We start from the raw sequence: 14854 nt of genomic DNA, 5'->3' as shown, positions 1-14854 counted from the left end.
CTTAGAAACCTGATCAACCAAGCAACTTTAAAGCGCTTAAGAAGGTTTTATAGACACCCCAAGCAAGTGGTATGCCTACAAATGCCCAAGCCAAAATGACTTTCAAAGTAGAGGTATGCTCATGGCCAGCCTCACCTTTAACAATGGATCCCATTGCTTTTTCATGGGCAAGACGCTTTTCTTCTGCCAATTCAGCATCAGTCATAAACCACTTGTCAGCAACTGGACGAATCATTAAGTTGGCGATCAAGCCGATAACTAACATACCTACAAGGATGTACATCGTCTGGTTGTACACCTGACTCTTCGCAATTCCAAGACTTAGTTGATAGTCACGCATGTAGTTCACAATCACTGGACCCAGGATACCTGCTGTAGACCAAGCAGTTAACAATCGACCATGAATTGCGCCTACGTTTTGAGTACCAAACAAGTCAGCAAGATAAGCAGGGACAGTAGCAAAGGCTCCACCATACATACTTAAGATAATGCAGAAGGCACCAACGAAGAGAACCAAACTACCTGCAGCAGCACTAGAGGGAATGCTGAAATACAACACCCCACCTAATATGAAAAATATGCTGTAAGTTAATTTACGACCCAACTTATCTGACAAGCTGGCCCAGAAGAAACGGCCGACAATATTAAACAAGCTCAGCAGCGCAGTAAAGCCAGCGGCAATACCAGCAATCGCCACTAACTGACCCTTATCGAGCTCGCCAAATTTCAATGCATTACCAATTAAGCTACCAGCAAAAATTTCTTGGAGCATTGGAGATGCCATGCCAATCACACCAATGCCAGCAGAAACGTTCATAGTTAGCACAATCCAAACCAACCAAAATTGAGGAATACCCCAGATTTTCTTAACACTAACGCTGCGTGTAGTGATCATCGCCTTAGATGTATCAGCAACAGGAGGTGTCCAACCAGCAGGCTTCCAATCGCTCGCCGGCACGCGATAGCTCATTGCGCCAATTATCATGTAGATGAAATAGATCACACCCATCACCACGAATGTTTGTGCCACACCCACACTAGTAGGCGTTGCAAAGTTCTTCATGAGCATTGCGGCCAATGGTGAGCCAATCATTGCGCCACCGCCAAAGCCCATAATGGCCATGCCAGTTGCCATTCCGCGACGGTCTGGGAACCACTTAATCAAGGTTGAAACTGGTGAGATGTAGCCCAGCCCCAAGCCGATACCTCCAATCACACCTGAGCCGAGAATCATCATCCAGAATTGATGGAGATAAATACCCCAGGCAGAGAAGAGCATGCCACCAGCCCAACAACAAGCCGCTACAACACCCGCTTTGCGTGGACCCGCGCGCTCTAACCAGCCGCCCCAAATAGCAGCAGAGATACCAAGGAACACGAAAAATAATGTATACATCCAACCTAAGGTCGAAATTTGCCAGTCACAAGTAGTTGTGAAAAGTTGCGCAAAGAAGCCAACATCGGCAGCACATTTAATTGCCTCAGTACCGCCTAGTGAAACACCCAATGCCTTAGATAGCGGTAACCAGAACACTGAAAAGCCATACGCCATACCAATACACAAGTGAATAGCTAACGCCGCCGGCGGCACAAGCCAGCGATTAAAGCCTGGCCCTGCAATCGTTCTTTCTTTATCTAATAGATGAAACATGTTGCCTCCTATTTATAGTTATATTTACTACACAGTAGCTACTTCTTTACGTTACAACCAACCTTCAATTTGTCGATTAAGGCCTACAGCCTTATATCCAGGCGTATCTCCCGAATAGCTTCTTATCTTCCTGATTAATTTGGTGGCCTCTGATTGAGCAACCATCTCCCTATGCATGGCGATGAAAAATAACTCATCTTTAAGCGGTACAAACCCCAAACCATTTTCAATAGCAATATTTTTCACGCCCAAACCTACATCAGCCTTGTCGGCCAAAATAGCATTTGCAACCGCTGAATGAGTGAACTCTTCATGCAGATAGCCATTCACTTCAGAAGGATCAATACCCTCCTCTATCAGCAGACCATCAAGTAGTAGCCTTGTGCCGGAGCCGATCTGACGATTGATAAAGCGAATTCTTGGATTCACCAAATCATAGAGAGCAGAGATGCGGAGGGGGTTTCCTTTTTTCACCAGCAAGCCTTGTGTGCGCTTCATGACAGGATATATTTGAATATCATTTTTTGACAAGCGATGATAAATAGCCTTTGAGCTTCGCTCATCTGATACATGGTATCCGGCAATATGGGCTTCGTTACTCAGAAGCTTTTCAAGGGACTCTCCCGAACCAGCAATCTTCAAATCGAAGCCTTTAATCTCTGCGGCGGCCCTTTGAATGATGGAATCACTGCTAGAGAGAAACTTCCATTTTCTACTATCAGTCTTTTGAATCTTTTTGATTTCTTTAAGCAAGGTATCTTGATATGCGCTTCCATGCTCAATATACCCCGCTTGCATCTCATCAATAAACTCAATTAAAAACTCGCCGAGTTTTGTTAACTTTGAGCCATGTCCTTTGGTCCTCGTAATGAGTGGCATGCCAAGCGCAGCTTCAACATCATTCATCTTGCCCCAGGCGCTTCGATAAGAGGTGCTGGATTTTTTACTTGCTGAAATTAACGAGTTACCGCGACCGATATCCCTTAACAGCTGAGACAGCCAAACCAAATCAATAGGGACCCCGCCTTGGGCTTGATTATTTAATACTAAGGTTGGTCTAACTTCAATTTGCATATGTAATTGATTGCATATTCAAGTGGTAATAATTATGCGATGATATTACCTTAATAAATTACTCAGTGCACGCCTATGAAAAAATCAATCCGCAACCTACTTCTAGCGACCCTAACGGGCATTGCCCTCAACGGCACACAGGCTGTCGCTCAAGAAAAAAGCATTGTGGTCTCCTCCACTACCTCTACCGAGCAATCCGGTCTGTTCAATTACATACTCCCCATCTTTAAGATGAAGACTGGTATTGAGGTGAAGGTTGTGGCCGTTGGAACTGGTCAGGCATTAGATATTGGCCGCCGCGGTGATGCAGATGTGGTGTTTGTTCATGACAAACCTGCTGAAGAGAAGTTTGTTGAAGAAGGCTTTTCTACTAAGCGTTACGAAGTGATGTACAACGACTTTATACTCATTGGACCTAAAGCAGATCCCGCAAAAATCGGTGGCGGCAAAGATATTCAAGTCGCACTCCAAAAAATTGCTGCTACTCAAGCCCCATTTATATCGCGCGCAGATAAAAGCGGCACACATGCTGCAGAACTTCGTTATTGGAAAGGTGCGGGCATCACCCCTTCCTCCAGCCAATCTTGGTATAAAGAAACAGGCTCGGGTATGGGTCCGGCCCTCAATACCGCCTCCGCTATGAATGGCTACATTTTGGCTGACCGCGGCACCTGGCTGAGCTTTAAGAATCGTGGCGATCTTGCGATCCTAGTTCAAGGCGACCCAAAGCTATTTAATCAATATGGTGTTATGTTGGTTAATCTAGCAAAGTTCCCTCATGTGAAAAAAGTACAGGGTCAAGAATTTATTGATTGGCTCATCTCTAAGAATGGGCAGGACGTCATTGCTAGCTACAAGATTGATGGCGAGCAGCTCTTCTTTCCGAACGCTAAAAAATAATCTAGCCCCATCAAGCAAAAAGCCCGCATCTGCGGGCTTTTTTACAACTAGCGTACAGCCTAGTTATTTACTGTTTATTTCACACTTACTTCTTAGGTGTTACAAAACCAATAGCTGTGTCGTCAACAAACTCAACCATCACGTCATCACCAGCTTTGAACTTCTCAAGACCAAGAACAGCCGGATCTACTTTAACTTTTTGCTTCTCGCCACTTGGCAATGTAAAAGTCACGATACGTGTCTTTTGATCAATGGTTGAGATCTTTACAGTTGCATAAACAGTTTCTGTTGTCTCTTCAAATGGCTTAGCAGAACCTTTGCCAGCGATCACTACAGAGCGAACACCTGAAACACCTGGTTTTTGATCTTTACCAACAGCAGTTAGACCAACAGCAACTGCTTGAGCATGCTCAACCAAGAACACGTCGCCCTTTTTAACCTTATCTAAATCATTTACAGACTTAGCGACGTTCATCTGCGCCAAATTACCGTTAGCATCTTTCAATACAACAATACGCTTCTTTGCATCTACTGAATCAACGGTTGCGCTCAAAATGACAACGTCAGCAGCTAAAGGCAACATCTTTGCAGGAAGCTGCGCAAAAACAGAGCTTGCAAAGGTAATGCCTACTGCAGCAAATAAACCAGCTAATAAAGATTTCTTCAAGATAACTCCTAATTGAGTAAAAGGTTACGAATGGGCTCAATCCAGAGCCACAATTCATTGTAACCATTGAATGAGGCGCTTTTTGTACAGCTTCGAACTGTGCTCATATTTACCTTTATTTGGTAAATTGGATGGAAACAGCACTTGGAGGCACTGGGCATCTTGGAAATACTAATAAAACCGTGGAAAGAGGCTGAAGAAGACGCCTTTTGGGTGCGCCAAGAGGTCTTTATCCTAGAGCAAAGAGTCCCAGCCGAGCTTGAATTGGATGAATTCGACCCTTCTGCCGCTCATGCCCTAGCCTATCTAGAGTCACATTGTATTGGCACTGGAAGACTGGTGGATCTGGGTGGCGGGCGATCCCAAATTGGACGTATGGCTGTCTTAGCCCAATTCAGACATCAGGGGGTAGGAAGGCAAATCCTAGAGGGGCTGGTTCATCTGGCCCAATCTCAAGGCGCAAAGTCTATCGTCTTGCACTCCCAAATTGCTTCCATCCCTTTCTATCAAAAACTAGGCTTTCAGGTACAGGGGCCCACCTATGATGAGGCTGGTATTGCTCATCGTAATATGATTCTCGTATTGTCAAAATAAATTTAATAACCGATGACCTCTAACACCAATCCAAATACCAGCGCCTTTATCTATACCCATCGAGTCTGTTATTCAGATACAGATGCAGCAGGTTTTGTCTATCACGGACGTTATCTCGAGATTTTTGAACGTAGTCGCGCAGAATGGCTTGCACAAAAAGATTTAAGCCCCACCAAACTCGAGAATGAATTTAATATGGTGATGCCGTTGCGCGAACTCACAATGAACTTCTATAAACCAGGGCGTCTAGATGACTTGCTTTATATAGATCAAGTGATTGAACATCGCGGCCGCACTCAGGTGACTGTTAAGCAAACTGCACAAAGAAAGCTTCCTGACAGCGAAGAATTCGAAGTTATTGCAAGCGCCGTGCTACATATCGTTTGCGTTGATACCAACACACTTAAGCCTAAGGCATGGCCTGATTGTGTATTCCAAGACGAGTAATGTATGTAATGGAGCAAAAAATGTCTGACGGTAAATTACTAACCTTCGTGAAAGAGCTTAGCTTGCTGCTTGAACAAAAGCCAAGTGAAGAGATCGTCTTTACTGAAGGCAAAAAAATACTAGAGAAACTGATTGCAGTAGATGATTGGTTGCCAGAAGAGTTCACCAAACCTCATCCACAGTACTACCAGCAATATCTTCTCTATGCAGACCCATTGGATCGATTCTCTGTAGTGAGTTTCGTGTGGGGTCCGGGCCAAAAAACACCCCTACACAATCACACCGTTTGGGGAATGATTGGTCAGTTGCGCGGTCAAGAAAGAGGCACCCCCTATTATCTTCAAGCAGATGCTAGCTTCAAGGCAGGCAAAGCTTGTGTCAGCTTACCCGGGCACGTTGATACCGTATCACCCGATACGCATGACATTCATGTGGTCGAGAATAGTTTGAGCGACAAAACTTCGATCAGCATTCACGTGTATGGTGGCAATATCGGCCGCATTCATCGCTCGGTATTTGATCCTGCAACTGGTGCAGAAAAGTCATTTGTATCTGGCTATGCCAATACTGTCGTGCCCAACCTCTGGAATCCGGCGTAATTCTCTAATTACCTGGCTTTTTGGGTTGATGACTTAAAATAGAGGTTCTTACTGCAAACGCTCTAGCGTGGCAGCTCACCCCATTGGCCGGGATAGTCGTTTAATTGAATACGGGTCAATACTTTATTGGCCCCTATGTTATTTACAGATCTTGGTTTATCAGAACCCATTCTTCGCGCTATTGCTGAAGAAGGCTATACCAGCCCTACCCCGATTCAAGCAAAATCGATTCCTGCCGTCCTAAAAGGTGGCGATCTTTTAGCTGCCGCACAAACCGGCACAGGAAAAACGGCTGGCTTTACGCTTCCAATTCTGCAACGCTTAAGCAGCACTCCTAAATCTAGTGGCAAAAGATTATTACGAGTGCTAATTTTGACCCCTACTCGTGAGTTAGCCGCTCAAGTCCAAGAGTCTGTTGTGACTTATGGAAAATATACTGGCTTGAAATCTACTGTGATTTTTGGCGGAGTTGGCGCTAATCCGCAAATCAAAGCCATTGCTGGCGGTCTCGATATATTGGTAGCTACGCCAGGTCGACTGCTTGACCTCATGTCACAAAATTGCGTATCACTCAACGACATTGAGATTCTGGTTTTAGATGAAGCTGATCGCATGCTCGATATGGGCTTCTTACGAGACATTAAAAAGATCTTGGCTGCCTTACCTAAGAAGCGTCAGAATCTTTTGTTCTCGGCAACCTTCTCTACCGAAATTAAACAATTAGCAGACGGCTTGCTCAATTCGCCTGAGTTGATTGAGGTAGCCCGTAGCAATAGCGCCAATGAAGCGATTGCCCAGTTGATACATCCAGTAGATAGAACTAAGAAGCATCCTCTACTAGCCCATCTCATTAAGACTAACGACTGGAAGCAGGTGCTGGTTTTTACACGTACCAAGCATGGCGCGAATAAGCTAGTTACTCAACTGGAGAAGGATGGCATCACCAGCATGGCCATTCATGGCAACAAAAGCCAATCTGCTCGTACTAAGGCATTGGCAGATTTCAAGGCAGGTAAGTTAACCGCATTGGTTGCTACCGATATTGCTGCACGCGGCATCGACATTGACCAGCTCCCTCACGTAGTGAACTACGATCTTCCAAATGTTTCTGAAGATTATGTACATCGTATTGGACGTACCGGTCGCGCAGGCTCAAATGGCGTAGCAGTTTCTTTGGTGTGCGTTGATGAACATCAAATGCTCAGAGATATTGAAAAACTCATTAAACAAAAATTGCCACAAGAAGTGATTGCCGGTTTTGAACCAGATCCAAATGCCGTGGCGCAACCGATTCAGTTGCGCAGTCAGCAACACCAGCAATCTCGCAAGCCAAGACCTGCCGGAACAGTTGGAGCTCCAGCGAAGAAGGCTCCTGCCAAGCGTAGTAGCCCACCTAAAAGAAGCTTTAACCGCTAAACCAAGCTGCAATTAGGATTTTGAGACCCTCCAGAGTTGATTTGTCTGGGCTACGGAGCGTCTCATAATTTATTTTTTTAAATTAAAGACGCTTGAGAAATCCAGTTGGCCATTACCGGCTTTGCTGTGAATCTCATAGAGCTGTTGCGCTAATTTCCCAAGGGGAACACTAGCATCCAGATCTTCTGCATTCTCAACTGCCAGCCCCATGTCTTTGAGCATGAGATCTACACCAAAACCACCAGCATAACCTTTTGAGGATGGGACATTTTCCATGACGCCTGGACATGGGTTATAAAGCTCCAAAGCCCAGTTTCGCCCTGAACTCTTAGACATGATGTCAGATAGAACTTTGGGGTCTAGGCCATTTGCGATGCCTAATCGCAGCGCCTCACTTGTTCCCAGCATCTGAATGCCCAACATCATGTTGTTACAAACTTTAACGGTCTGCCCCGCCCCATTGCCGCCAGCATGAAAGATATTCTTCCCCATCTTCTCTAACAAGGGACGTGCGTACTCAACAACACTCGCTTCACCGCCGACCATAAACGTTAAAGTGCCTACTTGCGCACCTGCAGTGCCGCCGGAGACTGGCGCATCAATCATGGCAAAGCCCTTAGCTTTGGCGATAGCAGCAACGGCTTTTGCTACCTTTGGCGAAATCGTTGAGCAATCAATGAGCAATGTTTTAGGATTCGCGCTTGCTAACAAACCGGCATCACCCAGATACAAACCCTCCACATGGCGAGAAGCGGGCAGCATACTGATCAATACATCGGCATCTTTTGCGGTGTCGTTTGCATTTGCTGCAATGGTACCGCCTGCAGCTGCAAAAACATCAAGCTGACTCTTTACTAAATCGAAACCTGTGACTTGATGCCCCGCTTTTAATAAGTTCAGGGCCATTGGTAAGCCCATGTTGCCAAGTCCAATAAATCCGATTTTCATATCACTCTCAATTTCTGAATATTGTTTATTGTTTTCTAGAGGCTAGGTATTTCACCCCCTCGGCCCCATAGGACTCAGAATGCACCTCTTTAAATCCCAGCTCAAACACATCACCAGTCTTGTAAGTCCCACTCTTTCCATGAATAGTGATATCGATACTGCCTTGAATCACTAGCGCCCTCACTTCAAATGGATGCTCGTGATTACCAAGCTGACCGTTGGGGACTTGCCCAACCTCTACCGGCTCAGGAAATCCTTCCCGCTCAAGCAGTAGTTGAAATTGCTCTGTATTCATAGTCTAACTATAGCGTGGATATACTCTTAAAGCATACGGCAATCTATATAAGGAGTCGTGATGGTGAAAGTCATTGGGCTGATAGAGCTAATAGATCAAAGCGCTTTTGAACAATACCGCTCTCAAGTTGGGCAAACGGTTAAGCTCTATAAGGGCTCTATCAAGAACCGTGGTTCAGTTGCAGAGCTATTTTGGAATGAATTAGGGATTGCACCCTTCAAATCTTTTGTGGAGCTCGAGTTTCCTAAAGCCCAAGACGCTCATGCTTGGGCCAATAGCTCCGAATATCAAATGCTAGTACCTATTCGTAGCAAAGCAATGAAACTGACCTTGTTTAGCATTGCTATCTAATCACAGCACTGAAAGTGCAAGTCACCAATAAAAAAGCCTAGCTCGTAAAAGCTAGGCTTATCAATCAGTCTGGAGTGAGAATTACTTCTTAGCTTCCATCGCCTCTTTAGTAGCAGTGATTTCTTTGCGACGCTCTTTGCAGGCGCCAGCGATTTCTTGCAAGGCCTTACGTGCGCGAGCAGCAGATGCCTTAATACCTTTTTCAATAAATTTTTCGTTTTCAGCCTTGTAAGTTTCAAAAGCAGCCAACAATGTATCGTGTTGTGACATCTCGTCTCCTATTAACAAATGAATATTTATACTGACAGCCCGGTCAGTATATCCCCATAAAAACCATAGAAAATCGCCCCCTAAATCAGGGATAACTCTTATATTTGGGGGTTCAGCCAAAATAGATCTATAAAACTTATTAATACACTGGAGACTTCAAAATGTTCAGAAATATCCTGGCAGTACTGGTTGTTGCCCTTATTGGGCTATCCGCCAATGCCCAAACTAGCGCTTGGCCAACCCCCAACAAGCCAATTACCTTTATTAACCCCTTCCCACCAGGTGGAGCTGTGGACGCCTTTGGGCGCCCTTTAGCAAAGCAGCTTTCAACCCAACTGAATGACGCCATCGTAGTTGATAACCGAGGTGGTGCAGGCGGAACCCTAGGTGCTGCAGTTGCAGCAAAAATGGCACCAGATGGCTATACCTGGCTTCTTGGTGCAGTGCATCACTCTATTGCCCCAAGCATGTACACCAACCTCTCATATGACATCACCAAAGATTTTGAGCCTATTGCCATTATTGGTAGCGTCCCTCACGTCATAGTTGTGAATCCAAACAAGTTTCCAAAAAATGATTTGAAATCCATCATGGAAGAGATTCGTAAGCATCCAGGAAAATATAACTACGCTTCTACAGGAAATGGTACTTCGCAGCATTTAACAGGTGAGCTATTTAAGTTACAGAACAAATTATTTATCACCCACATTCCTTATCGTGGAACCGGTCCAGCCCTTCAAGATCTTGTCGCAGGCCAGGTGGATATGATGTTTGATACCTTGGCAGGTGCAGCACCATTCATTAAGAATGGTCAGCTTATTGCGGTTGCGGTTGCAACCTCCAAAAGAGTAGATGCGTTTCCAAATGTGCCAACTGCTCAAGAACTAGGGATCTCTAATTTCATCGTATCTAGTTGGTATGCTCTGTGGGCAATCAAGGGAACCCCTAAAGACATTGTCGACAAGATGAGCGCCGAAACGCAGATAGCACTTGCCTCATCAGATATCAAGGAACGCTGGGCAGCTATGGGCGCAAGCGTGCCTAAAATGACTCGTCCTGAACTGGCTGCTTATATCAATCAAGAAGTGGTGCGCTGGGGTGAGGTAGTCAAAAAATCCGGCGCCAAGTTAGACTAAAAGACAACTATTCACTTAAAAATACAAGAGACAGCATGGCCATTCAAACTAAAAATCACTCATTCGTTCGCAATAAACTTCTCAACAAAGAAGAAATTGCATTTTTAGATGTGCGCGAGGAGGATCCTCATGCGCAAGAGCATCCCCTCTTTGCCGCAAACCTTCCTCTTTCCAGAGTAGAGATTGATGCTTACGCAAAGCTACCAAAGAAAAACGTACCCATCGTCACTCTAGATGATGGTGAAGGTTTTGCTCAATTAGCTGCGCAACGTTTAATCAATCTTGGGTACACCGATGTATCAGTTTTTGAGGGAGGTGTTCAAGGCTGGAAAGCATCTGGCGGTGAGGTATTTAAAGATGTCAATGTTCCCAGCAAGTCGTTTGGTGAGTTCGTAGAATCCAAAGTCCATACCCCCTCTTTATCAGCACAAGAAGTAAAACAATTAATCGATAACAAAGAAGATGTCGTTGTTGTTGATGTGCGCCGCTTTGATGAATACAACACTATGAGTATTCCAACCGGTATTAGCGTTCCAGGTGCAGAGCTGGTTTTGCGTCTCCCAGAATTAGCGCCTAACCCAAAGACAAAAGTGATTGTGAACTGCGCGGGTAGAACTCGCAGCATTATTGGCACGCAGTCACTGATTAATGCTGGCATTCCAAACGAAGTCAATGCACTACGTAATGGCACGATTGGCTGGACGCTTGCTGGTCAAGAATTGGATAAAGGGCAAAGCAGAAAGTTTCAGGAAGTGAGTGATGACACAAGAAACGAGGCGGCAATTCGCGCTCGCAGCGTTGCTGATCGTGCAGGGGTTAAGCGCGCTAGCCTCAGCGATTTACAGACATGGAAAGCGCAATCTGATCGAACAACTTATTTCTTTGATACGCGCACTCCGGAAGAATATGAAGCAGGTCATCTTCCTGGCTTTAGATCGATACCAGGTGGACAGCTTGTACAAGAAACAGAGATGGTTGCCCCGGTTCGTGGTGCACGGGTAGTGTTGGTAGACCCCAGTGGCGGTGGAGTACGCGCCAATATGCCCGCATCTTGGTTGGCCCAAATGGCTTGGGATATTTATGTTCTTGATGGAGTAATTACCTCCGATCTCACAGAAAAAGGTAGTTGGAAGGCGCCCCTACCCGCCCTTCCAATAATTGAAAGCGTAGATGCCGCGACCGTTTCCAACTGGCTTAAGAGTGATAGCAATACGATTGCAATTGATTTCAGCACCCATGCTAACTACGTTAAAGGACACATCCCTGGAAGTTGGTATGCCCTTCGATCCCAACTAGCAGAAGCAATGAAAAAAATTCCACAGGTAGATCGCTATGTCATTACCAGCACACCAGCTGAATTAAGTCTCTTTGCTGCTCAGGAAGTGCAAGCTTTGACTAAAGCCGAGGTCCTCGTTTTAGAGGGCGGCAATGCTGCCTGGGTAAAAGCAGGATTTGAGCTGGAGAAAGGTCCGAGTCACTTAGCTTCTCCTCCTATGGATCGCTATAAGCGCCCCTATGAAGGTACTAGCGTAGATCCTGCAGCGATGCAGGCATATCTTGATTGGGAGTTTGGTTTAGTAGAACAACTGGGCAAGGACGGAACTCATCACTTCTGGGTTCTCTAGGTCCTTGCCGTTATTCTGAAAGCTTACTGAGTTAATCAGTTAAGCAATCTTGTTGCGGATGATGCCAATGCCAGTGATGTTTGTTTCCATAACATCACCTGGCTTCATAAACTCCTGAGGAGTTCTACCTGCGCCAACCCCAGAAGGAGTGCCAGTTGCAATAATGTCGCCCGGCAGTAATGTTAAGCCACGCGATAGCTCAGCAATAATTGCTGGGATCTTGAAATACATTTGCTTATAACTAGCGTTTTGCTTTTCAACGCCATTCACACGGCAAATAATGCGAGTGTCATCCAAATTGACGCCACCTGCAGTAACAACCCAGGGACCCATCGGGCCGTGACCATCTAAGCTCTTGCCTTTAAACCATTGACCGGACTGACGTTTTTGCTGAATATCACGCGCTGTAGTGTCGTTGTAGGCAGAATAGCCAAAGACATAGTCCATTGCATTCTCTTCAGAAATATTCTTACCCTTTTTACCAATCACCACTGCTAGCTCAGCCTCCCAGTCAATCATGGTGGAGATGCCAGCATCATAAGGAATGTTGTCGAACGGGCCATTCATGGTTTGCGTGCCTTTAGTAAAAAGCACGGGAACCTTTGGATACTCTTTTACAGCAGTATCAGCACGATGCTTGAGGCCCTCTTCAAAATGGTCTAAGTAATTCCAGCCCACACAATAAATATTGCTTTGCGGCTTAGGAATAGGTGATAGCAAGATCACATTATTCACATTCGCTAAATTACTTCCGCGACCTTTAAATAATGTAGCCAACTCCAGCAAGCCTTTGTTGCCAGAGGCAGCCAATGAAATCATTGAAGTAGGATCAAATGAGAGCTGTACTTTTTGACGAGCCGCTTCTGCAGGGATATCAACTACCATACCGTCATTGGTAACCAAACCCAATCTTGAGGTAGCGCCCATTTTAGGTAAATAGTTGGCAATCCTAAGACCCGCTTTACCAGTCAATGGCTCCACCACAATCGGCGACTGACCATCAGTAGCAGCAATTGCATTAGAAATAAACATACCGCTAATAGCAGCAGACGCACCTAATTTAAGCGCATCTCTCCGATTTGTATCCACAGCGTCTCCTTCAATATTTTGTTTTAAATGTCTTATCAAGACCAATGCGTTGTTTATTAAACAATCTGCCGTAAATATTAATACCAAACCTGTTTCTTAGGCGAAATATTGGAAATATCGCTATCCTCTAGGGGTGCAATCCTTGAGAATCCCTCCCCAAATTCGCCTAGCCATCTACCTTGCGATCCTTCTCGGGCTCAGCGCCTGCGGTCGAGAGACATACACCACCTGGAGTTGTAACTCCCCTTCCGAGTCTAAAATTTCCATGGTGCTCCGAAAGGCCCAAATGGAATTTAAGGGGGTGGTACTAGATTATTGCGGTAGCTTGGGTACCCAAAGCTACTTTGATGAAAAATGCTCAGGTAAAACCGATCAATCGAGGACCATATTCTCACCCTCCTCAGGATTGCTTTTGATCAATGGTCAAGAATTCCAGTGCACTGCCTTATAAAAAGAATCGGAATGCATTACTGATGAATCGACTCAGCCCTAAGAAATTACTCCTCACCAAATGGACCGCAGTTAAACCGATTGCCAAGCAAAAGCATTTTTTGGTGAGTAAAGTAATTCTGCCAGAACCGCCAAACGAAAAAATTGAGTTTGTGGAAATTGAAGCAGTCTATTCCAAGCAAACCACAGAAATTGCATGGCGAGATCTTACTAACAGCGAATTATGGTTACAAGGCTGGAAATAAAAAACCGCCCCAGTTGTGAGGCGGTTTTGTTTTTCCTTGGCTTAATCAGGGCTATTCATCAGCCTTCTTCTTGCCCCCAGATTTTTTAACTAGTTCATCGATATTCTTTTCAGCAGTCTCGGCTACTTGGTTAACAATACGACGCCCTTCTTTGAACATGTTTTGCCCTGTCGTTGACATCTCATGAACTACCTTTGATAGCTTGTCAGCATGTGCTGGCATTTTATTTTCAGCATCCTCAAGCCAAGTTACCAAAGAGCTACGAACCTTTTCAAGATGCTTCTCTGTTTCATCGGCAGCACCCTCTCCGAGATCTTTTAAAACTGCTTTTACCTTCTTTTGATATGCGGCTGCACGTTTCGCAGTTTCTTTTGCAGCCTCTTCTTGCAAGTCTTTTAATTTACCTAAATCATTTTTGGCGGCTGACTTTGCACTGTCGAGGGCATTTTTCATGCCCCACTCAATCTCTGCCAAATGATGCTCACTTAATTTTTTGGCTGCCTCAAGCAAAGTATGTGAGTAATCAAATAATTCTTTTGCTTTTTCACGCTGCCATTTTTGAAGTTCTTTTGCATCCATTTTTACGCTCCTATAAACAAGGGTTAATAAAGCTTTGGCATTTAACTCTATACCGAAATAGGCGAACTGCCAATTCCCCGAATTTACCGCATTAAAATGACAAAATGAGTGAAAAAATAACCATTTATGAGTCTATAGGCGGCATAGACCAAATTGACGCATTAGTAGACCGTTTTTACGATTTAATGGCCCTAGAACCCCATTTTGAGGATCTAAGGTCCATGCACCCTCACGACCTTTCCGGCTCTAGGGAAAAACTCAAGTTCTTCCTCACGGGCTGGATGGGAGGTCCTGATATCTACTCACCCAAATATGGTCACCCCATGCTAAGGGCTCGACATCTGCCATTCAAGATTGGCTTAAAAGAGCGAGATCAATGGCTAGCCTGCATGTATAAGGCTATGGAAGAGTGCGGAATAACCGGTGATACCGCGAAACAACTTGAAGAGTCTTTTCTGAACACTGCGGATTGGATGAGGAATCAACCCAACTAATGATGTGGTCATTAAACTGGGATG

At 45.0% G+C, this 14854-nt stretch carries 18 protein-coding genes; 10 read left to right on the top strand and 8 right to left on the bottom strand.

All coding sequences use genetic code 11. The annotated features are described in order from the left end of the window. Positions 1–13 precede the first annotated feature (13 nt). Together ICN44_RS11360 and ICN44_RS11355 are read right to left on the bottom strand one after the other, a co-directional pair. Entirely contained in the window at positions 14–1651 is a 1638-nt protein-coding gene (locus ICN44_RS11360) for an OFA family MFS transporter (RefSeq protein WP_216264045.1), read from the bottom strand. A 51-nt stretch (positions 1652–1702) separates the two neighbouring features. Continuing rightward, positions 1703–2725: a substrate-binding domain-containing protein gene (locus tag ICN44_RS11355; RefSeq protein WP_216264044.1), complete on the bottom strand. Its 1023-nt coding sequence runs from the start codon at positions 2723–2725 to the stop codon at positions 1703–1705. A gap of 75 nt (positions 2726–2800) precedes the next feature. On the opposite strand from ICN44_RS11355, the gene ICN44_RS11350 reads away from it, so the two are divergent. Further along, positions 2801–3625 carry a substrate-binding domain-containing protein gene (locus tag ICN44_RS11350; protein ID WP_216264043.1) on the top strand — a complete coding sequence of 275 codons (825 nt, stop codon included), beginning with the start codon at positions 2801–2803 and terminating at the stop codon, positions 3623–3625. Between the two features lie 85 nt (positions 3626–3710). On the opposite strand, the gene ICN44_RS11345 is transcribed toward ICN44_RS11350, so the two are convergent. Then, a complete protein-coding gene (locus ICN44_RS11345; protein ID WP_255537611.1) occupies positions 3711–4292 on the bottom strand; it encodes a hypothetical protein in 582 nt (193 codons plus the stop codon). Positions 4293–4454: 162 nt separating this feature from the next. Between ICN44_RS11345 and ICN44_RS11340 the strand changes: the two genes are divergently transcribed. The 4 genes from ICN44_RS11340 (at position 4455) to ICN44_RS11325 (ending at position 7348) form a co-directional block, all read left to right on the top strand. Beyond that, the gene (locus ICN44_RS11340) at positions 4455–4886 is read left to right on the top strand and encodes a GNAT family N-acetyltransferase (protein ID WP_255537610.1); all 432 of its coding nucleotides are present in this window, start codon (positions 4455–4457) and stop codon (positions 4884–4886) included. A gap of 12 nt (positions 4887–4898) precedes the next feature. Continuing rightward, positions 4899–5333, top strand: a complete 435-nt coding sequence (locus ICN44_RS11335; RefSeq protein ID WP_216264042.1) for a YbgC/FadM family acyl-CoA thioesterase — start codon at positions 4899–4901, stop codon at positions 5331–5333. A gap of 20 nt (positions 5334–5353) precedes the next feature. Further along, positions 5354–5932: a hypothetical protein gene (locus ICN44_RS11330; RefSeq protein ID WP_216264041.1), complete on the top strand. Its 579-nt coding sequence runs from the start codon at positions 5354–5356 to the stop codon at positions 5930–5932. Positions 5933–6067: 135 nt separating this feature from the next. After that, on the top strand, positions 6068–7348 hold the full coding sequence (locus ICN44_RS11325; protein ID WP_216264040.1) for a DEAD/DEAH box helicase: 1281 nt from the start codon (positions 6068–6070) through the stop codon (positions 7346–7348). Positions 7349–7417: 69 nt separating this feature from the next. Here ICN44_RS11325 and mmsB read toward each other — a convergent pair whose 3' ends face one another. Continuing rightward, positions 7418–8296 (bottom strand): 3-hydroxyisobutyrate dehydrogenase, encoded by an 879-nt coding sequence (mmsB, locus tag ICN44_RS11320; protein WP_216264039.1) that lies wholly within the window; start codon positions 8294–8296, stop codon positions 7418–7420. 25 nt (positions 8297–8321) lie between these two features. Continuing rightward, positions 8322–8591 carry a cupin gene (locus ICN44_RS11315; RefSeq protein ID WP_216264038.1) on the bottom strand — a complete coding sequence of 90 codons (270 nt, stop codon included), beginning with the start codon at positions 8589–8591 and terminating at the stop codon, positions 8322–8324. Positions 8592–8651: 60 nt separating this feature from the next. Here ICN44_RS11315 and ICN44_RS11310 point away from each other — a divergent pair, with 60 nt between their 5' ends. Further along, entirely contained in the window at positions 8652–8942 is a 291-nt protein-coding gene (locus tag ICN44_RS11310; RefSeq protein ID WP_216264037.1) for a DUF1330 domain-containing protein, read from the top strand. An 81-nt stretch (positions 8943–9023) separates the two neighbouring features. Here the strand turns inward: ICN44_RS11310 and ICN44_RS11305 are convergent, their stop codons facing one another. Continuing rightward, complete coding sequence (locus ICN44_RS11305) at positions 9024–9212, bottom strand: hypothetical protein (RefSeq protein ID WP_087909716.1); 189 nt, start codon at positions 9210–9212, stop codon at positions 9024–9026. 161 nt (positions 9213–9373) lie between these two features. Between ICN44_RS11305 and ICN44_RS11300 the strand changes: the two genes are divergently transcribed. Together ICN44_RS11300 and ICN44_RS11295 are read left to right on the top strand one after the other, a co-directional pair. After that, positions 9374–10348: a tripartite tricarboxylate transporter substrate binding protein gene (locus ICN44_RS11300; RefSeq protein ID WP_216264036.1), complete on the top strand. Its 975-nt coding sequence runs from the start codon at positions 9374–9376 to the stop codon at positions 10346–10348. Between the two features lie 35 nt (positions 10349–10383). Then, positions 10384–11973, top strand: a complete 1590-nt coding sequence (locus tag ICN44_RS11295; RefSeq protein ID WP_216264035.1) for a rhodanese homology domain-containing protein — start codon at positions 10384–10386, stop codon at positions 11971–11973. A 39-nt stretch (positions 11974–12012) separates the two neighbouring features. On the opposite strand, the gene ICN44_RS11290 is transcribed toward ICN44_RS11295, so the two are convergent. Then, the gene (locus tag ICN44_RS11290) at positions 12013–13062 is read right to left on the bottom strand and encodes a fumarylacetoacetate hydrolase family protein (RefSeq protein ID WP_216264034.1); all 1050 of its coding nucleotides are present in this window, start codon (positions 13060–13062) and stop codon (positions 12013–12015) included. Positions 13063–13535: 473 nt separating this feature from the next. Here ICN44_RS11290 and ICN44_RS11285 point away from each other — a divergent pair, with 473 nt between their 5' ends. Beyond that, positions 13536–13757: a TIGR02450 family Trp-rich protein gene (locus ICN44_RS11285; protein WP_216264124.1), complete on the top strand. Its 222-nt coding sequence runs from the start codon at positions 13536–13538 to the stop codon at positions 13755–13757. Positions 13758–13808: 51 nt separating this feature from the next. Here the strand turns inward: ICN44_RS11285 and ICN44_RS11280 are convergent, their stop codons facing one another. Next, complete coding sequence (locus ICN44_RS11280) at positions 13809–14336, bottom strand: phasin family protein (protein WP_216264033.1); 528 nt, start codon at positions 14334–14336, stop codon at positions 13809–13811. Between the two features lie 104 nt (positions 14337–14440). Here ICN44_RS11280 and ICN44_RS11275 point away from each other — a divergent pair, with 104 nt between their 5' ends. Further along, positions 14441–14830, top strand: a complete 390-nt coding sequence (locus tag ICN44_RS11275; RefSeq protein WP_216264032.1) for a group II truncated hemoglobin — start codon at positions 14441–14443, stop codon at positions 14828–14830. The last annotated feature ends 24 nt before the right edge of the window (positions 14831–14854 follow it).

The sequence above is a fragment of the Polynucleobacter sp. JS-Fieb-80-E5 genome, from assembly GCF_018882015.1.
Taxonomy (GTDB): domain Bacteria; phylum Pseudomonadota; class Gammaproteobacteria; order Burkholderiales; family Burkholderiaceae; genus Polynucleobacter.
The sequence above is the reverse complement of the archived record's forward strand: the minus strand, read 5'-3'. Positions and strand labels throughout refer to the sequence as shown.